Genomic DNA, 18,908 nt, shown 5'->3' on the forward strand with positions numbered 1-18,908 from the left:
CCTTGATGAACTTCTCGACGTTCTCGCGGGCCTCGTCGTCGAAGTACTGGACCGGCGGGGACTTCATGAAGTAGAACGTCAATTGCTACCCGGAGATTAGGAGTTCCAGCAGCTCAGAGGCCACTTTCTTCCGCTCTCCCTCTGGGAGAGAAGTCAGAATGGGAGAAATTTGGGAGATGATCTTGGGCTGGGGGTTGGCGAGGTGCTCCGTGAGCAGCTCATCAAGGGCCCGCACAGGAGACCAGGGGGACAGTGCCGCCCGCGCTGCGAGGGCCTGCCGCCACACGTCGGTCAGACCCTGCTTGAGACGCAGCCGCATGCCGGCGGTGACGTGGGAGTAGATGGCCGGGGTCGAGCTGTCGATGTGCCCCATGCGCTCGTCGATGAGGACCTTGGGCGTGCCGAGATCCTCCATGATCGCCTTGCCGCTGTGGCGGAGCCCGTGGGGAGTCAGCCCCTGCTTGATCGGTACCCAGCACGCGTCGGACTGGGTGGCCGAGTACCGTCCGCGCACGACCTGCCCGGGCCAGGGCTCGGCGCGGACGCACACCGGCCTCGGAGGGTCCTCGCTGCCTCGTGACGGGTACCACCCGCTGGCCGCTGGGGTGAAGACGCTGTGCCGGAACTCGTTCCGGCCCCAGTGGGGCGTGTAGTCCGACCACGTCGGGCCTGCCCCGCGCAGTCTCGCCAGAGCCTCCTGTACGCGCCTCCGGGACTCTTCCGAGACCTGCCCCTGTCCAAGTGCCCGGCTCACCGTTGCCGGGCCCACACCGGCTTCTGTGGCGATCTGCGACCGTGTGATCCGGCGCTCAGGCAGCAGGGACGCCGCCCGGAATATGAACTTCAACCCGTGACAGGAACAGGGAGCGGGACGTGTCCGCGCGATGTGGTCCCGCACCAGCTTCGTGAGCCAGGGCATCGAGTCGATCGTCCGGTAGCTGTCGTCCTTGGGGGGACACCATACGAACGACCCGTCCAGCAGCTCGTAGAGCTGCGCCTCGACCCGGAACACCTCGTCGCGAACGTACTTCTCTTCCAGACCGGTGATCTCACCCCAGCGCATTTGTGTGTAGGTCGCGAGGATCACCATCACGAACTCGTCGTCTCGGCCGGTCATGATCGCCGCGCGTTCCGCGACCAGGAGCGCCCCGAGAGCGTCCGTGATGACCTTCTCGGCCGTACGCGTCTTCGAACGGCCAGCCCGCCGGCCGCGGCCCCGGCGGGGACGGGCGGGATTCCGCCCCTCCAGCTCGCCTTCGTCGATCGCATCGTCGAGGATGAGCGCCAGGAGCCGGCGGTAGGTGGCTACTGATGACACCTCGTAGAGCTGTTTCTCGGAGAGCTCCCAGGCGTCCACCACCGCACGCGTGATCTCCGGCAACCGCATGTGCCCGAAGGCCGGGAGCAGATGCGCCTCGATGTGGTTCCGATAGTTCTCCATCGTGGAAGCGGCGAGCTCTTGGCGTGCATACCAGCGGGCCACGTACTCGCCAAACGTCGGTGCGAGGACGGGGCCCGCCGCGGGCAATTGGCCGGCCCGAACCTTGGCTTCCTCGTCGTTCGCGGCCTGCCGCGCCTCACGTGCGGTCCGGTACTTGATTACCTGGCCGTTCGCGTCCTTGACGCTCGGGTACTTTCCGTTCGCGTCCTTGTACCGGGCGCGGTAGTAGTCGCCACGCTTCTCGGGAAAGCCCATGTCCCCCTCCTATGTCCCGGCCCCCGGCGCTCGGTATCAGCGCTGCGAAGTTGCCTGCTGCACGAGCTGGGCCAGGCCGAGAGTGAAGATCTCGCCGTTGTGCAACTGCACCAGGCCGCCTTCGGCGAGCTGCTCCCGTACGGCCGCATTCATCGCGGCGATCACCTCGGGCAGCGTGAGGGACGGGTCAATGTAGAACGTGATCCGACCTGCCCTCTCGACGATCGTGACCGGGAACAGCGCCGGCACGGGAGCCTCGCGAAATCTGATCATCAGTCGTCCTCATCTGCTTCGGTCCGCTCGGCGGCCTCGATCATGGCCAGCCACCTCTTGCGCTCCTTCGGCTCCATGCCAGCGAGATGGGCCACGATGACCCGGACGTCATCGCCGTAGCCGGACAGCTCGGTTGCCTCGTAGTCGAGGTACTGGATCGCCGCAGCCCGCTTCACGACGGACACCGGCCTGCCGATCGCAGCAGCGATAGCCTCCAGCCTCTCCGGCCCTGGTGTCTTGACTGCGGTATTCGTGGCGATCTTCTGCAAGTAGGGCTTGGAGACACTGTGGCCGGCGGCCCGCGCCCTGTCCTCCATCTCCTTGTAGGAGACGCCACGGTCGTTGACGTCGCGCACCATGCGACTCAGCTCGTCACGGTCCATCTCTCGTGTCAGCCGATCCGGGATCTCGGTGGGGTGGTCGTGCGATCCGCGCGTGCGTTCCGCTGCCATCGTTACCTCTCTGGTGCCAGTCGGCCCCACGTGTCTCACGAGGCGTTCCCCGTGTCTCTCGAATTGCCTGCTCAGGCGACCTGATCGTCCCAAGTCTGAGACGAATCGTCTACAGCTCACCGTATCCGGTGGTGCCGTTTTTGCTGAAGCTTCACATCCGGTCGTTCTGATTCGTAGACGATTCGTTCCCGACTGTGCTTCACTGTTCTCGTTCGTAGCCGGAACGGTCCGATTGGGAGACGTTGAACACCCTCTATCGACTCCGCGACCTTGGCGTACTCAAGTTCGTCATGGAGCACCCCGGGCGCGGGGCGCCGTACACCATAAGAAGCCTGGCCAGCGAGGCCGGAGTACCTGCTTCGACGGTGGGGCACCTCGTCTCGGGCAGGAGCGCGGCGTGCAACGTCCTGGCTGCACACGAGATCGCAAAGGCGTTGGGCGTCGGCGTGCTGGTCCTTTTCGCGCCTCCATCGTCTCCAGAACAGAACGATTCGTTTCACGAAGACATCCACGAGAGAGGAAGTGACCAGGAATGGCCCGTTCGAGCCCGCCGCCCGGACTGATCTACATCGAAGACACGGCGGCCGGTCCCGGTATCGCGACGCGGCTGGGAATCGCCCCCGGGACGGTCCGCCGGTGGCGCTCCCTCGGCCAGGGCCCCGCCACCTTCCGCATCGGCAAGAAGGTCGTCGCCCGCATCAGCGCCGTCGAGGACTTCCTCGCCCAGCGCGAGCGTGAGGGCCGCCGGCCCCGCACGAGGGCCGCGTGATGAGCCGTCTCCCGCGCCTGCACAAGCCCGAGGAGATCGCAGAGTCGCTCGGTTGCTCCACGTGGTGGCTGAAGGAGCAGGCCCGCAAGAAGAACATCCCGGCAGTCAAGATCGCCGGGGCCTGGCGCTTCACCGACCAGCACCACGCGGAGATCCTCCGGCAATTCGAAATCGCCGCGTCTCCCACCCCTCAGACCTCGACGTCTACCCGATCGACGGCTACCGAGCGCTACGCCGCCGACCCGGCTCCCGTCGCCGTTCTGACCCCTCGCACCCCTCGCCGCCGCAAGTCCGCGGCCTGAAGGTACGGGGCCCGAGGCCGGGCCTGGCCTCGGGCCCCAACGGCCCTCACCCACGAATCGAGGAACCGTGACTCACCCTACCCATCTCCCGCCCGAATCCTCCGCACTTGTCCGCGCAGCGGACGGCTCCCGCTGGCGTCCGGCCGGCCGCACGCCGACCGGCGAGCAGATGTACGTGCTCGACGGCGTCGACCCCGAGACCTGCGCCCGCTGGGTGCGTGCCCGCGAGTCCGAGCTCGTCGAGCTCGTCGGCGAGCTCACGCCTGTGGTCGACCTGACCAAGGCGGGTGCCCAGTGATCCCCGCCGCCTGCGCCCTCATCTGGGTCCTCGGAGTCCTCGCCGTTCGCTACGCCCTCACGCGCTCCGACCGGCGAACGGCGGGTGATCGCCGATGACTGGGCGACTCACCGAGCGGCGCCTCGCGGAGATCCGCGCGGGCCAGACCGAGTACCGCACCACCGAACAGCTCGACCAGGACGTTCGTGACCTCCTGGCCGAGCGGGACGTACTGCTGGCCGAGGTCGGGCAGGGGAAGGGCACCGCGCCGTGCGGCGAGCTCACCCCCGCGCCGGCGCCCGGTCTGGCCCGCCGTGCCGAGGTTCAGTTCGCCGTGCACGGTCCGGTGCAGCTCCTCGACGCGACGCTCCGCGACCTGGAACCCGACTACTACGGCACCAGCTACCGGCAGCTCGGCGGCTGGCTGCCCGACATGGTCCACGTCCCGCTCCCGCGCGGCACCGAGCGCATGGAGTACGCGCACTTCCCCGGCCACGTCATGCCGTGCGAGATCAACGTGCAGGTCGACACGACCAGGACACGCGACGGGTCGCGCTACATGGCCATCGAGTGGCGGCGGGAGCGTCCCTGATGGCTACCGACCCGAGCGACTTCTGCACCAACGCCCTGTGCGGCGGCGCTCGCGACGCCTGCGGCTGCCCGCACGACATCAACACCCAGGCACTCATGGCCTGTCCGTCCTGCGGCGGCGAGTGGTGGCGGGAGCACGGCGGTACGTCGACTCGCTGCCTGCACCGCGCCTGCGGCAAGGAGGGGTCCGTCGTGCGGCGCGCGCCGCTCTACGCCCCGGCCGTCGACGAGGCCGGCGCGCCCCTCGACATCCCCGACGCCGACCCCGACGACTGCTTCGCCGAGCTGATCGATGGCTCCTGGACGAACTGCGGGTGCCCCGACTGCGAGCAGCGAGAGACCGAAGACGACGAGACGGAGATGTACGGATGACCCCGCACGAGCACCACGCCCGCGCCGAGGAGCTGCTCGCCAGGGCCGACACGTGGATGGACGCCGACACCGGGTGGAAGGCTCGGCTCAGCACTGACGAGCGGCTCGCCCACCGGAGCGCGGACCTGACCGCCGCTCAGGTGCACGCGACCCTCGCCACGCTCCTGCCGATCCTCACCCCCCGGTCGGACGCCGAGCTCACCGTGTACCGGGCGCAGCACGACGCCATCCCGCTCGGCCTCTACACCAACCGCGCCGCCGCCCGGGCGCACTGCGAGGAGCTGCTCCGCCGGGACATCTCCGGCGGCTCGCTCGGCTGGGTCCCGGACCACGGCGGGCCCGACTCCCCCGAGGACCTGGTCGTGGTCGGCCCGGGCGGCGACGAGGACGGCCCAGACGAGACCGTCACCGGCTACGTCGTCACCCCGCTGTCCGTCGCTACGGCGTACGACGCCGAGGCGGACGAGTGAGCGCCCCGGCCGTCGTCGAGGACGGCATCGCGCACGGCGAGCCCCGCGGCTACGTCCAGCACAGGAAGCTCGGCGTCCCGTACTGCCAGCAGTGTCGTGACGCACACGCCGCTCAGGCCCGCAAGGCGGCCGAGGCACGTCGACGCTGGAACCGTGGCGAGACCGGCACGCCGACGGCGCCCCGCACGGTGCCGACCGGCCGGGACTGCACGGTGAGCGGCTGCGGCGACCTCGCGGCCGTGCCGCAGCCGGCCGCCCGCATGGTCCGCGTCGAGTGGCCCGGATCGCGGGAGCCCGCCCGCTGGTACTGCCCCGGCCCGTGCCAGGCGTACGGCCGGGCCCTCGCCGAGGTCCGGGCGATCGGAGACAGCCGTGCGTGACTTTCTCGGCCTGGCCGTCCTCGTCCTGCTGCTCGCCGGGGCCGCCACCACGACCCTCGCCGCCGTGTGCGCGACGATCGCCGCCGGGCGGGCCCTGCGCCGCCTCATCGCGCCTCGGCCGCGCCCCGTTCCTCACGTCCCGCCCCCGCGCCGCTACGTGTGGCTGGCCTGCCACACCCCGCGCTGCGGCCACCTCCAGACGCCGCACTACCCGGCCGGTCCCGGCCGCGTCGAGTGCAACCACTGCGGCACCGTCCGCCCGCGCCCGTGAGGCGCCGGCCTCCGCCGTGCGGTCGCCTCGGGCCCCACGGACTCAAGCGCGCCCGCCTCTACGTCACCGGCTGGTGCTGCGACCGCCACACCCCAGCCGCCCTCGCCGGCCGCCCCGAGGTCCCCCCCGGCCCCGGCTGGCCGCCCGGCGCCTACCTCTTCGCCACCACCCCCGACCCGCACCCGACCGACCTGGAGTAGCCGTGAGCACCATCCCCACCCCCGCCGACGTCTTTCGCCGCCAGGCCCACCCCCTCATCGCCCCCGGCCCGCACGACCCCGAGAACGACGCCCCGTTCCGCTCCCTCTACGAGCGTGGCATCACCGGGGCCCGGCTCATCCGCACCACGAAGCTGGTCGCCCTCACGCTCGCCTCACACGCGGACTGGGCCACCGGCCGCATCCCGGACGAGGCGCAGCCCCGCCTCGGCGGCCTCGTCGAGGAGACCGCGCTGCACCCCGGGCAGGTCGTCGTCTCGCTCAACATCCTGGAGCAGCGCGGCTGGATCCGCCGTGACGCCCGCAGCCGCCGCTGGAACGTCGCCACCGTCCAGCTCGCGATCCCCGGCCCGATCCTGCGCCGCCTCCGTGAGGACCACCCGGCCTGACCGGCCCCGGCCGGGGCCCTGCCCCCCGGCCCGCCCGGTCCCACCCGTACCAACCGAGAGGCACCCCGTGGACGTCGAGCAGCCCCCCAGGACGGGCAGCGTCGCGCACGCGTTCGGCAACGCTCTCGCCCGCCAGTGGGCGAGCGTGTTGCCCCGGCCGCTCACCGGCGGCTTCCTTACGACGCTGTACGCCCTGCGCGCCCTCGCGTCCGCCGATGGCCGCCTGCGCTACGAGCGCGACGGAGCGGCCATCACGATCCAGCAGATCGCCAAGGCGTGCCGCAGCGACCAGAAGGACGTCCGCACCTACCTGACCGCTGCGGTCGCTGCGGGAGTCGTCGCCATCGTCGAGGACGGTCACGGGAAGGGCCGGACCCGGGGGCGCGCCGTCATGTACGCCCTGCTGCTGTGCCCCAACCCGGACTGGGAGCGCGCCGCCGGCATCGTGTGGATCGCGCAGCAGAAGAAGAAGGAGCAGCGCGCCGCCGCCGCTGCCCGCAAGGCCGCCGCTGCCGCCCGAGGGTCGGGGGACAGTGCCCCGACCCCTGACGATGACACCTCGGGGGACAGTGCCCCGACCTCCGATCGGTCCACCTCGGGGGACAGTGCCCCGAGGTCGGACGGAGACGGGTCGGGGGACAGTGCCCCTACCCAGGTCGGGGGACAGTGCCCCGAGGGGGTCGGGGGACAGTGCCCCGACCACCCAGGAAGTACCCATGAACTACCCCATGAGGTGGCTGAGGTAGTACCTCAGCCACAGGACGGGCGCGGGCGCGCGAGAGAGGAAGCGCGCTTCGAGCAGTCGGAGAAGCACCGCCGCTGCGCCGCCGGCTGCGGCCAGCCGGTCATCCGGCTCGACCGCATCCTGTGCACCGGCTGCGAGCGCCGCGCCCAGAAGCCCAGTACCCCCGGGCCGGTACAGGGCGCGTTCATGATCTCGCTGCCCCCGGCCTCCGGGGCCCTTCCCAGCCCCCGCGACGCCGCACGGCCCCCTCAGGCCGAGCCGGACCCGTTCGCGCCGCAGCGGACCTGTGACTGCGGTCGCAAGTACCGGGCCGCTGCCCCCGGCCGCTGCCGCGACTGCATCGAGGCCGCCGCCCGCGACCGCGCCACCGGCTGACCCACCACACCCAGACCTCGGAGACCTGATGACCACGCCTCACGGCTCGACGCCCTGCCCGTCGTGCGGCCAGCCCATCCGCTGGGCCGTCACCGCCGCAGGCCGCAGGCAGGCCCTCGACGCCGCCCCCGACGACACCGGCAACCTCGGTGCCTACACCGACGGCACCGGCCGCCTCCGCGTCCGCGTCCTCACCGCCGAGCGCCCCACCCTGGAGCACGCCGAGTGGCGCGCGATGCCCCACGCCGCCACCTGCACGCGGCCCCGGCCGCTGCGCCGGACCGGCACCCGGCACCGCAGCGGCGTGCGGCCGGCCCCGTGGCGGGGGCAGCAGCGATGAGCACGACCGACACCCCCGCAGCCGCGGTGACCGTCCCGCCCGAAGAAGGCGGCGGGTGGCGCGAGTTCGGTCTCTGCCGCCAGGTCGACCCCGAGCTCTTCTGGCCCGAGCCGGGTACCTCGACCGCCGCCGCCCGGCGGATCTGCACCGCCTGCGAGGTCCGCAAGCCCTGCCTGGAGTGGGCCATCGAGCACGGCGAGCCGGGCGTGTGGGGCGGCACCACCCCGAACCAGCGCACGGCCATCCGCCGCACCCGCGCCGCCCTCCGGCAGACCGCCGGCGGGAGCCGTACCACCGCACGCCCCGACCGACCCTGACCACCAGGAGCGCCCCCTTGCCCGAGACCAGCCCCGGGGACGTTGAGCGCCTCGCCGGGTACCTCGCCGCCGCCCGCCGCGCCTGCGGTGCGCCGACCTGGCCCGACGTCCCCGAAGCGGTCCGCCGCCTCGTCGCCGAGCGCGACCGCGCCAAGGCCGCCGTCGACGCCGTCCTCGCCTGGTGCGACGACCTCGACGGCGCAGCCCGCATCCGCCACGGCGACCCGTACGCCGAAGACACCCACGCGATCGCCCTCCGGGCCCTCCTCAGCTCGCACCTGGAGCACGCATGAGCCTTTGCCTGATCTGCACCCACCCCTCCGACGCCCCCCGCACCGCCTGCGCCCGCTGCGGCGACCGGCTGCGCGGCTGGCTGGCCGAGATTCCCCGCCAGCTCGTGCTGCTCGCCGCGTCCCTGGAGCTCGGCGCACGCCCCGCGCAGGGGTACGGCGGCGCCGGCCGCGCCCACTCCCCGCTCCCCGTCCGCGGCGACGTCCTCACCCTGCTCGGGCCCGCCGCGCCCGGCCCCGTACGGGACAGCGCCCGCGACCAGACCGGCCCTGCGCCCGTGCACGCGATCCTGTACGCCTGGGCCGACCAGCTCGCCGAGGACCTCGGGCACGACCTCCCGCCCATGACCCCCCGCGCCCCCTACGCCGACTACCTCGCCCGCCACCTCGACCACATCGTCCGCTCCGCCTGGGTCGCTCTCCTCCACGCCGAGCTCGCCGACGTCGTCCGCCGCATCCGGGCCATCACGAGCACCGAGCCCCGCCGCCGCGCCCTGGACGCCCCCTGCCCGTCCTGCGCCGCCTTCGGTCTCGGGCACACCGACTGGCAGGCGTACGTGGACTGCGAGACGTGCGGGCTGCTCCTGACCCCGACCGAGTACGACGAGCACCGTGCCGCCGTCATGCCCGCCCTCGTCCGCATCGGCATCCTCATGACGGCCCGCGAGCTCACCCAGGAGGCATCGTGAGCACCGTCCCGGCCCCGACCGACCGGATCGCCCGCCGCCGTCTCCAGGTGGCCCAACTGCGGCGGGACAAGAAGTCGATCCGGGACATCGCCCGAGAGCTCGGCGTCGGCCGCAGCACCGTGCAGCGGGACATAGACGCCATCGAAGGGGACACGCCGCCCGCCCCTGACCACATCGAAGGGACACCGAACATGCCCGTCCCACGGGACACCGAGACAGCCGCCACCCCGCCCACACCGGCCGCCGGGACACCGTCCCAGCGTCCCAAGACGATGGCGCCCATGTCCCTCATCCTGGCCGCCGACGCCCAACTCATCGACGACCTCGCCGTCCTCACCCGCACCGGGGACCGCCCCGAGGTGGCCGCGAGGTTCGCCATCGGCTTCCTGGCGTCCGTCTACCGTCGAGCCTGGCAGGACGGCGTCTACCCGCCGGACGCCACGCCCCGCATCGGGCAGTACACCCTGGAGCCCCACCGCCCCGCCTCGGACGACCGCAGCAAGTAAGCGGCTGGACATGATCGCCACTTAGCGCAACACTGGTGCCAGCAGCACACGTGTGCCCATAGTCCCCTTCGGCCCCGCCTCGGCGGGGCCGTCGCGTTTCCGGAGGTGATCGTGGGCGCCCTGTACACCGCTGCCGAGGCCGCTGAGCACGCCACCCGGTGGCGCCGCATCATGTCGGCCGGCGCCGCCGCCGTCACCCCGGCCACCATCCGCTCATGGGCCAGCCGCGGCCACCTCACCCCCACCGGTCTCGACGAGCGCGGCCACCCCCTGTACGCACACGCCGACGTCGCCCGCGCCGAGGCCGCCACTCGCGCCCGCGCGCTGCGCCTCGTCGGCATCACCCAGTCCAGCTAGGTCACAGGACGATCAACCGCCTCCGCGCCGTCGCTCCGTTCGGCGACGCTGGGCCAATGCGCAGGAACATCACCAGCCTCACGGCCGTCGCCGCACTCGCCCTTGCCCTCACCGCGTGCGGTAGCAGCGACGAGCCGGCCCCCGAGAAGCCCACCGCCCCGACCACCCAGCCCGCCCCCTCCACCACCGCGAGCAAGAACCCCGGCGGCCTGCCAGCCAAGCCCGAGGGTGCCGAGCGCACCGCGCTCCTGGCCGCCCTCAAGGCCGTGCATCCCGCACTCGTCGCCGACGAGGACAAGGCCATCTCCAACGCCCGGAACCAGTGCTCCACCATCACCGGCGGAGGCGACGCCCAGTCGACCGCCAAGCAGCGGTTCTCCACCAGCGAGCACCAGGTGAGCGACACCGAGGCCCTCGCGATCAACGCCGCGCTCCAGGCGACCCTCTGCGCCTGACCCTCCGGCCCGGCCCGTCCGTTCCCCCATAGCGGACGGGCCTTCCTCGTCCCTGGAGGTGGGCCATGGCCAAGCGGACCGACCTCACCGAGTACGGCTACCGCAAGGCCCGCGCCCGCTTCCTCGCCGACAACGACGTGTGCCACATCTGCGGGCACGCCGCCGCCGACACCGTCGACCACGTCGTCCCTGTCTCGGCCGGCGCCGACCCCACCGACCGGGACAACTGGCTGCCCGCGCACGGCGTGAACGGCTGCCCGACCTGCGGGCGGAAGTGCAACGGCGAGAAGGGCGACCGCGCCATGAGCCCGGCCTCGACCTTCCGCACGTCACGCGACTGGTACGCGGGCCCGTGACCTACGGCGCCTGAACTTTTAGCCAACGCCGCTCCCCAGCCCCGCGCCCAGCTTTTATTTTTCTCCCCCCGGCCCTGACCAGCCCATATGCGATTGCTGAGCCCCAGCGTCGGGAGGTGTCCCATGGCTGCGCGCCCCCTGGAGATCGGACCCGCCGGGGTCCACCTGGGCCAGGCCGTGACCCGGCTCCGCGAGGCCCGCGGGTGGGATCAGGAGACCCTCGGCGCCCGTCTGGCCGCCGAGGGCCGGCCGATGTCTCAGCCGGTCCTGTCCCGTGTCGAGGCCGCGACGAGGCGGGTCGACGCCGACGACCTCGTCGCGCTCGCCGCCGCGCTCGGCGTCGCCCCGGCCGCGCTCCTGCCCGCGACTGAGACCGCCCCGGCCGCCGTCCCCTCGCCCGCGCCCACCGCGCTCGCCGACGAGGCGGGTCCCGTGAGCTCGGCGCTCGCCGACGACATCGAGCAGCTCGGTGACCTCATCGGCATGGAGCCGACGCTGGCCGCGACCGCGATGCGGCTGGCCCGACAGATCGACGGTCACGCGCCAGTCGAGTGCGACGAGTGCGGCACACCGGTCCAGGTCCCTGCCGACCCGCGGCTCCTGCCGCAGTTGGCACGCGAACTCCGGGCGACCGTCGCCGTGCTGCTGGAGGGACGGGCGACGGATGAGGACGATGACGACGGCCTCGATGACCTCGGAGTCGTCTGAGACTTGGGCGCCGCCGGCCTCCTTCGCCGAGGACCTGCTCGATCGGTACGGCCTGACCTGCCCGCCGCGCTGGGGCACCCCGCGCAACCCGAACTTCCCCAGCCTCGGCCCGAAGCTGTGGAAGGTCATGACGGCGCTCGGCGCCCCGCCGATGCCCTGGCAGAAGTACGTCACCGACGTCGCCCTCGAAATCGACCCGGCCACGGGCGTGTTCGTGCACCGCGAGGTCGGCCTCAGCGTCTCCCGGCAGCAGGGCAAGACCGAGCTCACCCTCGGTGCCCAGGTCCACCGCGCCCTCGCGTTCCCGCGACAGAACATCATCTACGCGGCCCAGACCCGAGGTATGGCGAGGCAGAGGTGGGAGGATGAGTTCTGGGAGAAGATTTCCGGCTCACCGCTGGCCAGGCGCGCCCGGATCCGGAAGTCCAACGGCAACGAGGCCATCCTCTGGACGCCGACCCGCAGCCGTATGGGCATCACCGCCAACACGGAGAAGGCTGGCCACGGCCCGCCGCTCGACCTCGGATTCATCGACGAAGCTTTCGCCCACGAGGACGACCGCCTGGAGCAGGCGTTCAGCCCGGCCATGCTCACCCGGGCCATGGCTCAGCTTTGGTGGGCGAGCGCGGGCGGCACAGAGAAGTCCGTGTGGCTGAACAAGAAGCGAGCCAAGGGCCGCGAGCTCATCGAGGCCCTGTGGGAAGCGCTCGCCGAGGACCCGGCCGCTCCCCGGCCGCGCGCGGCGTACTTCGAGTGGTTCGCCCCCGACGACATGCCCCGGGACGACCCGGCCACCTGGTACGCAACGCTGCCCGCGCTCGGGCACACGGTCACCGAGGACACGATCCGGGCCGAGCTGGAGAAGCTCGACCCGGCCGAGTTCGACCGCGCGTACCTGAACCGGACGAGGAAGTCGACACCGCCGGCCGACCCCAACGTCCCGAAGGACGCGTGGCCGCAGCTCGCCGACGAGCAGTCCCGGCCGGCCGCCGACGAGGTGGCGCTCGCGCTCGACGTCTCGAAGGACCGGCGCTACGCCAGCATCGGCGCGGCGATCCGGCGCCCGGACGGCACCGTGCACCTGGAGCTGCTCGACCGCCGGGCCGGTACGGACTGGGTCGTCGCCGCGGTCGCCCGCCTCGCCGCCCTGTGGCGCCCGCTCGTCGTTGCGGTCGCCTCGACCGGCGCGCCCGCGGCCTCGCTCATCGACGACCTGGTCGCCGCCGGCATCACCGCGCCCGAGGACAAGGAGCACCCGCACCGCGGGCACCTCGTCGTGATGCGCTCGGGCGACATGGTCGAGGCGTGCGGGCAGCTCGCCGACGCGATGAGGCAGGGCACCGTCCGGCACATCGAGCAGGCCCCGCTCACCGCCGCTGTCAACGGCGCCCGCACGCGCCGCGTCGGCGACGCGTGGGTCCTCGACCGCACCGCATCCCTCGTCGACGTCGCCCCACTCGTCGCCGTCACCGAGGCCCGATGGGCACTACTGGCCCGCGGGCCGGCCGTCCTTGACGACTACGACATCGCCGACAGCTTTGGGTGAGGAGGTCCACATGGGCGTATGGCAGCGGATGCGCGGCCTCTTCGCGACGAGGGACGCGCAGTTGACCAGTCCCGAGGAGCTGCTCGCCGCGGCCCGGCATGCCCGCGGCGGCAGTACGGTGCCGGTCACCAACGAGTCGGCCATGCGGCACTCCGCCGTGTGGGCCTGCCTTCGGCTCCGGGCCGACCTCGTGTCGTCCTTCCCCGTGGACGTCTACCGGCGCGTGGGCGGGATTCAGGTCGAGGTCGCGAAGCCCCCGGTGCTCGTCGCCCCGGGCGGGCCCCAGGTCCGCATCCGTGAGTGGCTGTACTCGACCCAGGTCGACCTCGACCGCGCGGGCAACGCGTTCGGGATCATCTCCGAGCGGTCCGGGGTGATCGGGCCGGACGGCCGCGGCCTGCCCGCGCGCATCGATCTCGTCCCCCTGGCCGACGTCACCGTCCGCGTGCGCGGCTCGGAGATCACGAAGTACGTGATCGGCGGCCAGGAGTACGAGCCGTGGGAGGTCTGGCACGAGAAGCAGTACACCGTGGCCGGTGTCCCCCTCGGCCTCTCGCCCGTGGCGTACGCGGCGTGGACGCTCGAAGAGTCCCTGACCGCCCAGCGCTTCGCCCGCGATTGGTTCGCCGGCGGCGCCGTCCCCCTGGCCACACTGAAGAACACCGCCAAGACGATCAACCCCGAGCAGGCCCGCGTGGCCAAGGAGTCGTTCAACGCCAGCGTCAGCAACGGCGACTTGTTCGTGCACGGCATGGACTGGGAGTACAAGCCCATCCAGGCCGTCGCCAGCCAGTCCGCGTTCCTGGAGGCGCGCGAGTTCGGGAACGTGGAGGTCGCCCGGTTCTTCGGCTGCCCCGGCGACATGATCGACGCCGCCGTCTCCGGCAGCAGCATCACCTACGCCAGCATCACGCAGCGCAACCTCCAGTTCCTGATCATGAATCTCGGGCCGGCCGTAGCGCGTAGAGAAGAAGCGTTCACCTACGGCCTCGTCTCTGGGCCCCGGTTCGTCAAGCTCAACTCCGACGCGATGCTCCGCATGGACCCCGAGGCCCGCGCCCGCACGATCCGCTCGGAGATCGACGCCCGCACGCTCACGCCCGACGAGGCCCGCGCGCTCCAGGACCGGCCGCCGCTCACGCCCAGCGATTACGAGCAGTTCGACCGGCTGTTCGGCAGCCGCGCCGCCGTCCCTCCGACTCCAGCCCCGGGAGCTACGCCATGACCGACACCACGCTCGCCGAAGCTGCGGCGGCCCGAGCCCAGCACGTACGGCAGCGCGCCGACCGCCCGTCCCAGCGCCGCAGCGCCGCTCAGCCCGGCACCCGCGCCACCGTCCGCGCGGCGCTGTCCGGCCTCGAGGTCCGGGCGGCCGACGACGGCGCCGGCCTGCTCGACTTCCGGGGACACGCCTCCGTGTACGAGCAGGCATACGAGATGTGGGACTACTACGGCCCGTACACCGAGATCGTCTCGGCCGGGGCCGGCGCCGAGTCCCTCGCCCGCGCCGACCTCGACGTGCCGCTCGTCCTCGGCCACGACCAACTGCGCCGCCTCGCCCGCACGACGAACGGCAGCCTCATCCTCACCGAGGACGAGCGCGGCCTGTCCGTCCACGCCCCGGCCCTCGACCCCGCCGACTACGACGTCGCGTACATCGCGCCCAAGCTCAGGTCCGGCTTGATCGACGAGATGTCGTTCGCGTTCCGCATCGAATCGGGCCAGTGGTCCCCGGACTACACCGAGTACCGGATCAACCGCTTCGACATCCACCGCGGCGACGTCGCCATCGTCGGCTACGGCGCCAACCCTCACACCGTCGGCGCCGGCCTCGCCCGCGAGGCCGCACCGACGAGCAGCAGGGCCCGCGCGCTCCTGGAGCTCGCCCTCGCCCGCTGACCCACGAACTTCCCGCCGCCCGGCGGGAGCACAAGCCCTGCGCTCACGCGCACGAGCCCACCCGGCGCCGTCGCCTCGGGTGGCCGTCTGTCTGGACCGGGGCGTCTGGAATCCCACGACCAAGGAGACGAGCATGACGCTCGACGACCTGATCGCCCAGGCGCGCACCGCGCTTTCGACGGCGATCACCGCCCGCCAGCAGGAGCAGGACGCCCTCATGGCACTGCGCTCCGATCCGACCCTGACCGAGGAGGCAGTCACCGCACGGGTCGCCACCCGCGACGCCGCCGACGCCGAGGTCACCCGCCGCCAGGAGGCCCTCGACAAGCTGCTCGCCGAGCAGGCCCGCGAGGCAGAGATCGCCGCCCTGGCCGCCCGCTCCGCGCCAGCAGCCACCCGGGCGCCCGCTTACGACCAGGTCCACCGCGTGGGCCAGGAAGAGCGGACGTACCGGCCGGACCAGGACCGCCGCGGCGCCGGATTCCAGGGCGACGTCCTGGGCGCCTTCATGGGCGACTACGAGGCCCAGGCCCGCCTCGCCCGCCACATGCAGGAGGAGCGCACCGAGCGCGGCAACCGGATCCGCGAGACCCGGGCGGTCGGTACCGGCGCCTTCGCCGGCCTGGTCATCCCGCAGTACCTGACCGACATGTACGCGCCGCTGGCCCGAGCCAACCGGCCGTTCGCCGACGCGTGCCGCCCGCACACGCTGCCGGCGCAGGGCATGACCGTGGAGATCTCCCGCGTCACGACCGGCTCGTCCGTGGACAATCAGTCGGCGGAGAACGGCGCCGTCGCCGAGCAGGACATGGACGACACCGCCCTGTCCGTCCCGGTCCGCACCGCGGCCGGCCAGCAGACCGCCTCACGGCAGTCCATCGAGCGCGGCGCCGGCGTCGAGAACGTCATCCTCGACGACCTCTTCCGCGCCTACGGCAGCCGCCTGGACAACACCCTGCTGAACGCCGCCACCGTGGGCCTGACCAACGTCGCGACGGCCGTCTCCTACACCGATGCCAGCCCGACCACCGCCGAGCTGTACCCGAAGGTCATCGAAGGGCTGTCCGGCGTGGAGGCGGCGCTGCTCGACCAGGCGTCCGGCGACAACCTCGCGATCATGCACAGCCGTAGGTGGTACTGGATGCAGAACGCGATGGGCACCTCGTACCCGCTGATCACTCAGCCGGGCGTCGTCGCCCAGACCCTCGGCGCCAACTACGCCGAGGCGTACGGGCGCGGCGTGCGCGGCATCCTCCCCAACGGCACCCCGGTCATCGTCGACAACAACATCGCGACCAACCTGGGAGCGGGCACCAACGAGGACGAGATCTACCTCGTGGACCGGCAGGAATGCCACCTGTGGGAGGACCCCGACGCCCCGGTCTACATCCGTGCCGAGCAGGCCAAGGCCGCCAACCTTGGCGTCCTGCTCGTGGTCTACGGCTACTACGCGTTCACCTTCCAGCGGCAGCCGCACGCCCGGAAGATCGCGGGCACCGGCCTCATCACGCCGACCTTCACCGGCGCCTGATCAACCCCCATCTCCACCACGGCCCGCCTCCACGCCGAGGCGGGCCGTGGTGCTTCACCCCCACCTCACGGAGGACCCCATGAGCGACGAGCCGCTGACCGAAGACACGATGATCGCCGCGCTCCTGCGCGAGCGCGAGGGCTTGGCCCAGCGCGGCCTCGACGAGCGCGTCGCCCAGGTCGACGAGCAGCTCAAGCTCCGCGGCTACAAGCCCCCGGCCCGCGGCAAGAGCGGCCAGCAGAAGCCCGCCGCGACGTCCGGCGAGCAGGCCCAGGGCGACGGCAAGCCCCAGGGCCGCCAGCAGCCGGCCGCTGACCAGACCTGATGGCCGAGGTCTATGGCACCGTCGCCGCCCTGAAACGGCGGCTCAACATCGCCGCCGCCGACACCACCGCCGACGACCTCCTCCAGGCCGCGCTCGCCGCCGCCTCCCGAGGCATCGAGCGGGCGACCGGGCGGCGGTTCTGGCTCGACACCGAGCCCACCACCCGCACCTACTCCACCGCCGGCCGCGTCGCCCGCCGTGACGACGGAGCTCTCCTCCTCGTCGACGACATCGGCAGCGCCACCGGCCTGCTCGTCGAGACAGGCTCGGGCGGCACCTACGCCCCGGTCACCGGCTACGAGACCAGTCCCGACAACGCGATCGCCGACGGCCGCCCCATCACCGGCCTCCTGCGCGCAGTCGGCGGCTGGGGCACGGCCACCATCCGCGTGCGGGTCACCGCCCGCCACGGCTGGCCGGCCGTCCCCGACGACATCACCGAGGCCGCGTTGATCCAGGCCACCCGCCTCTACCGCCGCAAGGACTCCCCCGAGGGAGTCACCGGCTCCGCGGAGTGGGGCGTCGTCCGGCTGTCCCGCCGCGACCCCGACGTCTGGAACCTCATCGAACCCTTTGTCCTGCCCGGCTTCGGCTGACGCGGGAGAGGAGGAACACCATGCGAATCCGTATGCGGGTCACGCTGCCCGGCTCCCGCCACGGAGCCCCCTGGCCCGACAAGGGCACCACCCTCGACGTCCCCGACGACGAGGCCGAGCAGCTCATCCGGTACGGCGCCGCCGACCCGGCCGAGCCCACGCTCGCCGACCCGCCCCCGGCCCCGCCCGCCAGTAAGCGGCGCAAGACCGAGGAGTAGGAGGCCCGCATGCGCATGTCCGCCATCCGGGCCGCCGTCGCCGACGCCGCCCGCGCCGTCACCATGCCGGCCGGGACGCTTGCGCTCACGTGCACCGCGTATGTGCCGGACGCCGTCAGCGCCCCGCACTTCTTCTGCGCGGAGTACGACATGGAGTTCGACAAGGCCATGAGGCGCGCCCTCGACGAGGCGACCCTCACGTGCCGCGTCCTCGTCGGCCGTGCCGACGACCGCGCCGCCCAGGAGCTCCTTGACGCCCTGCTCGAAGGGTCCGGTCCCACCTCCCTGAAGGAGGCCATCGAGGCGGCCCGCGGCGCCCCGGGCGAGTACGCCCTCGGCGGCCTGGCCGACGACCTGCGCGTGACCCGGATCCAGGGCTACCGCTGGTACGAGCACCAAGGCACGCAGTACGTCGGGGCCGAGCTCATGATCCGCATCATCGGGAAGGGGGCCCCGTGAGCAAGCAAGTCCTCACCGACTGCCGCCTCTTCGCCGTCGCCGCCGACCTTTCCGGCCACTCCAACAAGATCGAAGTCTCTGCCGGGCATGAGGTGAAGGAGACCACCAACTACCGGTCGCAGGGGTGGAAAGAGGTCATCGGCGGCCTCGGGTCGGCGGAGATCTCCGGTGAGGGTCAGTGGGAGGCCGGCGACCCGTCCAAGGTCGACGACGCCTCATGGGCCCAGCTCGGCGGCGTCGGCCCGTGGACCGTCTGCCCCGGCGACTCCACCGTCGGCGCCCTCGCCTACCTCACCAACGCCCTGCGCGCCGACTACAAACTCCTGGACGCCGTCGGCGAGGTGGCGCCCTGGAGCGGCACAGCCAAGAGCTCCTGGCCGCTGGTACGCGGGCAGATCGCCCACCCGCCCGGCACCGCCCGCACCGCTTCCGGCTCCGGCACCGCCGTGCAGCTCGGCGCCGTTCCCGCCGGGGCCCGGCTCTACGCCGCGCTGCACGTGCTGTCCGCGGCCGGGACGACCCCGTCCCTCACGGTCTCTGTCCAGTCGGACGACGCCGCCGGCATGGCCTCGCCCACGTCGCGCCTCACGTTCGCCGCCGCGACCGCGGCCGGGGGGCAGATCCTGCGCACGGACGGCACGGCCATCACGGACACCTACTACCGGGCCACCTGGACCGTCTCCGGGACGTCGCCCTCTTTCCTGTTCGCTCTCTCCCTGGGAATCAGGTGATCGCC

32 protein-coding genes are annotated in these 18,908 nt (G+C 72.3%); 29 read left to right on the forward strand and 3 right to left on the reverse strand.

What is annotated here, in order from left to right; all coding sequences use genetic code 11:
* Nucleotides 1-85: 85 nt before the first annotated feature.
* From ABZ135_RS12520 to ABZ135_RS12530, 3 genes are read right to left on the reverse strand one after another with little or no spacing between them, the layout of a single operon-like run.
* Nucleotides 86-1,696: a LacI family DNA-binding transcriptional regulator gene (locus tag ABZ135_RS12520; RefSeq protein WP_356694675.1), complete on the reverse strand. Its 1,611-nt coding sequence runs from the start codon at nucleotides 1,694-1,696 to the stop codon at nucleotides 86-88.
* A 36-nt stretch (nucleotides 1,697-1,732) separates the two neighbouring features.
* Entirely contained in the window at nucleotides 1,733-1,969 is a 237-nt protein-coding gene (locus tag ABZ135_RS12525) for a hypothetical protein (protein ID WP_356694677.1), read from the reverse strand.
* Nucleotides 1,969-2,421, reverse strand: a complete 453-nt coding sequence (locus tag ABZ135_RS12530; protein WP_356694679.1) for a hypothetical protein — start codon at nucleotides 2,419-2,421, stop codon at nucleotides 1,969-1,971. Before ABZ135_RS12530 ends, ABZ135_RS12525 begins: the two co-directional genes overlap by 1 nt.
* A 532-nt stretch (nucleotides 2,422-2,953) precedes the next feature.
* Here ABZ135_RS12530 and ABZ135_RS12535 point away from each other — a divergent pair.
* The 29 genes from ABZ135_RS12535 (at nucleotide 2,954) to ABZ135_RS12675 (ending at nucleotide 18,903) form a co-directional block, all read left to right on the forward strand.
* Nucleotides 2,954-3,190, forward strand: a complete 237-nt coding sequence (locus ABZ135_RS12535) for a helix-turn-helix domain-containing protein (protein WP_356694681.1) — start codon at nucleotides 2,954-2,956, stop codon at nucleotides 3,188-3,190.
* A complete protein-coding gene (locus tag ABZ135_RS12540; protein WP_356694683.1) occupies nucleotides 3,190-3,492 on the forward strand; it encodes a DNA-binding protein in 303 nt (100 codons plus the stop codon). The genes ABZ135_RS12535 and ABZ135_RS12540 overlap by 1 nt, the downstream gene beginning before the upstream one ends.
* A 67-nt stretch (nucleotides 3,493-3,559) precedes the next feature.
* Nucleotides 3,560-3,790: a hypothetical protein gene (locus ABZ135_RS12545; RefSeq protein ID WP_356694685.1), complete on the forward strand. Its 231-nt coding sequence runs from the start codon at nucleotides 3,560-3,562 to the stop codon at nucleotides 3,788-3,790.
* A gap of 94 nt (nucleotides 3,791-3,884) precedes the next feature.
* Complete coding sequence (locus ABZ135_RS12550) at nucleotides 3,885-4,361, forward strand: hypothetical protein (protein WP_356694687.1); 477 nt, start codon at nucleotides 3,885-3,887, stop codon at nucleotides 4,359-4,361.
* Nucleotides 4,361-4,732 (forward strand): hypothetical protein, encoded by a 372-nt coding sequence (locus ABZ135_RS12555; protein ID WP_356694689.1) that lies wholly within the window; start codon nucleotides 4,361-4,363, stop codon nucleotides 4,730-4,732. The genes ABZ135_RS12550 and ABZ135_RS12555 overlap by 1 nt, the downstream gene beginning before the upstream one ends.
* Entirely contained in the window at nucleotides 4,729-5,202 is a 474-nt protein-coding gene (locus tag ABZ135_RS12560; RefSeq protein ID WP_356694691.1) for a hypothetical protein, read from the forward strand. Before ABZ135_RS12555 ends, ABZ135_RS12560 begins: the two co-directional genes overlap by 4 nt.
* Nucleotides 5,199-5,582, forward strand: coding sequence for a hypothetical protein (locus tag ABZ135_RS12565; RefSeq protein ID WP_356694693.1), 384 nt, complete (start codon nucleotides 5,199-5,201; stop codon nucleotides 5,580-5,582). Before ABZ135_RS12560 ends, ABZ135_RS12565 begins: the two co-directional genes overlap by 4 nt.
* On the forward strand, nucleotides 5,575-5,853 hold the full coding sequence (locus tag ABZ135_RS12570) for a hypothetical protein (protein WP_356694695.1): 279 nt from the start codon (nucleotides 5,575-5,577) through the stop codon (nucleotides 5,851-5,853). The genes ABZ135_RS12565 and ABZ135_RS12570 overlap by 8 nt, the downstream gene beginning before the upstream one ends.
* Entirely contained in the window at nucleotides 5,850-6,053 is a 204-nt protein-coding gene (locus ABZ135_RS12575) for a hypothetical protein (RefSeq protein WP_356694697.1), read from the forward strand. Before ABZ135_RS12570 ends, ABZ135_RS12575 begins: the two co-directional genes overlap by 4 nt.
* A gap of 2 nt (nucleotides 6,054-6,055) precedes the next feature.
* Complete coding sequence (locus ABZ135_RS12580; protein WP_356694699.1) at nucleotides 6,056-6,460, forward strand: hypothetical protein; 405 nt, start codon at nucleotides 6,056-6,058, stop codon at nucleotides 6,458-6,460.
* 67 nt (nucleotides 6,461-6,527) lie between these two features.
* Nucleotides 6,528-7,580, forward strand: coding sequence for a hypothetical protein (locus ABZ135_RS12585; protein WP_356694700.1), 1,053 nt, complete (start codon nucleotides 6,528-6,530; stop codon nucleotides 7,578-7,580).
* Nucleotides 7,581-7,608: 28 nt separating this feature from the next.
* The gene (locus ABZ135_RS12590; RefSeq protein WP_356694702.1) at nucleotides 7,609-7,920 is read left to right on the forward strand and encodes a hypothetical protein; all 312 of its coding nucleotides are present in this window, start codon (nucleotides 7,609-7,611) and stop codon (nucleotides 7,918-7,920) included.
* Entirely contained in the window at nucleotides 7,917-8,237 is a 321-nt protein-coding gene (locus tag ABZ135_RS12595) for a WhiB family transcriptional regulator (RefSeq protein WP_356694704.1), read from the forward strand. Before ABZ135_RS12590 ends, ABZ135_RS12595 begins: the two co-directional genes overlap by 4 nt.
* Nucleotides 8,238-8,254: 17 nt before the next feature.
* Nucleotides 8,255-8,530, forward strand: a complete 276-nt coding sequence (locus tag ABZ135_RS12600) for a hypothetical protein (RefSeq protein WP_356694706.1) — start codon at nucleotides 8,255-8,257, stop codon at nucleotides 8,528-8,530.
* Complete coding sequence (locus ABZ135_RS12605) at nucleotides 8,527-9,216, forward strand: hypothetical protein (RefSeq protein WP_356694708.1); 690 nt, start codon at nucleotides 8,527-8,529, stop codon at nucleotides 9,214-9,216. The genes ABZ135_RS12600 and ABZ135_RS12605 overlap by 4 nt, the downstream gene beginning before the upstream one ends.
* Nucleotides 9,213-9,722: a helix-turn-helix domain-containing protein gene (locus tag ABZ135_RS12610; RefSeq protein ID WP_356694710.1), complete on the forward strand. Its 510-nt coding sequence runs from the start codon at nucleotides 9,213-9,215 to the stop codon at nucleotides 9,720-9,722. Before ABZ135_RS12605 ends, ABZ135_RS12610 begins: the two co-directional genes overlap by 4 nt.
* 111 nt (nucleotides 9,723-9,833) lie before the next feature.
* Nucleotides 9,834-10,079, forward strand: coding sequence for a MerR family transcriptional regulator (locus tag ABZ135_RS12615; protein WP_356694712.1), 246 nt, complete (start codon nucleotides 9,834-9,836; stop codon nucleotides 10,077-10,079).
* 56 nt (nucleotides 10,080-10,135) lie between these two features.
* The gene (locus tag ABZ135_RS12620; RefSeq protein WP_356694714.1) at nucleotides 10,136-10,534 is read left to right on the forward strand and encodes a hypothetical protein; all 399 of its coding nucleotides are present in this window, start codon (nucleotides 10,136-10,138) and stop codon (nucleotides 10,532-10,534) included.
* Between the two features lie 65 nt (nucleotides 10,535-10,599).
* Nucleotides 10,600-10,890, forward strand: coding sequence for an HNH endonuclease signature motif containing protein (locus tag ABZ135_RS12625; RefSeq protein WP_356694716.1), 291 nt, complete (start codon nucleotides 10,600-10,602; stop codon nucleotides 10,888-10,890).
* Between the two features lie 123 nt (nucleotides 10,891-11,013).
* Nucleotides 11,014-11,598: a helix-turn-helix domain-containing protein gene (locus tag ABZ135_RS12630; RefSeq protein ID WP_356694718.1), complete on the forward strand. Its 585-nt coding sequence runs from the start codon at nucleotides 11,014-11,016 to the stop codon at nucleotides 11,596-11,598.
* The gene (locus ABZ135_RS12635) at nucleotides 11,564-13,144 is read left to right on the forward strand and encodes a terminase family protein (RefSeq protein WP_356694720.1); all 1,581 of its coding nucleotides are present in this window, start codon (nucleotides 11,564-11,566) and stop codon (nucleotides 13,142-13,144) included. Before ABZ135_RS12630 ends, ABZ135_RS12635 begins: the two co-directional genes overlap by 35 nt.
* Before the next feature lie 10 nt (nucleotides 13,145-13,154).
* Complete coding sequence (locus ABZ135_RS12640; protein ID WP_356694722.1) at nucleotides 13,155-14,369, forward strand: phage portal protein; 1,215 nt, start codon at nucleotides 13,155-13,157, stop codon at nucleotides 14,367-14,369.
* Nucleotides 14,366-15,043, forward strand: coding sequence for an HK97 family phage prohead protease (locus ABZ135_RS12645; protein WP_356694724.1), 678 nt, complete (start codon nucleotides 14,366-14,368; stop codon nucleotides 15,041-15,043). The genes ABZ135_RS12640 and ABZ135_RS12645 overlap by 4 nt, the downstream gene beginning before the upstream one ends.
* A 133-nt stretch (nucleotides 15,044-15,176) precedes the next feature.
* Entirely contained in the window at nucleotides 15,177-16,574 is a 1,398-nt protein-coding gene (locus ABZ135_RS12650; protein WP_356694726.1) for a phage major capsid protein, read from the forward strand.
* A 79-nt stretch (nucleotides 16,575-16,653) separates the two neighbouring features.
* Nucleotides 16,654-16,899 carry a hypothetical protein gene (locus ABZ135_RS12655; RefSeq protein ID WP_356694728.1) on the forward strand — a complete coding sequence of 82 codons (246 nt, stop codon included), beginning with the start codon at nucleotides 16,654-16,656 and terminating at the stop codon, nucleotides 16,897-16,899.
* Nucleotides 16,899-17,495, forward strand: coding sequence for a phage gp6-like head-tail connector protein (locus ABZ135_RS12660; RefSeq protein WP_356694730.1), 597 nt, complete (start codon nucleotides 16,899-16,901; stop codon nucleotides 17,493-17,495). The genes ABZ135_RS12655 and ABZ135_RS12660 overlap by 1 nt, the downstream gene beginning before the upstream one ends.
* A gap of 20 nt (nucleotides 17,496-17,515) precedes the next feature.
* Nucleotides 17,516-17,713: a hypothetical protein gene (locus ABZ135_RS12665; RefSeq protein WP_356694732.1), complete on the forward strand. Its 198-nt coding sequence runs from the start codon at nucleotides 17,516-17,518 to the stop codon at nucleotides 17,711-17,713.
* Nucleotides 17,714-17,722: 9 nt separating this feature from the next.
* Nucleotides 17,723-18,172 carry a hypothetical protein gene (locus ABZ135_RS12670; protein ID WP_356694734.1) on the forward strand — a complete coding sequence of 150 codons (450 nt, stop codon included), beginning with the start codon at nucleotides 17,723-17,725 and terminating at the stop codon, nucleotides 18,170-18,172.
* On the forward strand, nucleotides 18,169-18,903 hold the full coding sequence (locus ABZ135_RS12675) for a hypothetical protein (protein ID WP_356694736.1): 735 nt from the start codon (nucleotides 18,169-18,171) through the stop codon (nucleotides 18,901-18,903). Before ABZ135_RS12670 ends, ABZ135_RS12675 begins: the two co-directional genes overlap by 4 nt.
* Nucleotides 18,904-18,908: the final 5 nt, after the last annotated feature.

It is taken from the genome of Streptomyces sp. NPDC006339 (assembly GCF_040612775.1).
Taxonomy (GTDB): domain Bacteria; phylum Actinomycetota; class Actinomycetes; order Streptomycetales; family Streptomycetaceae; genus Streptomyces.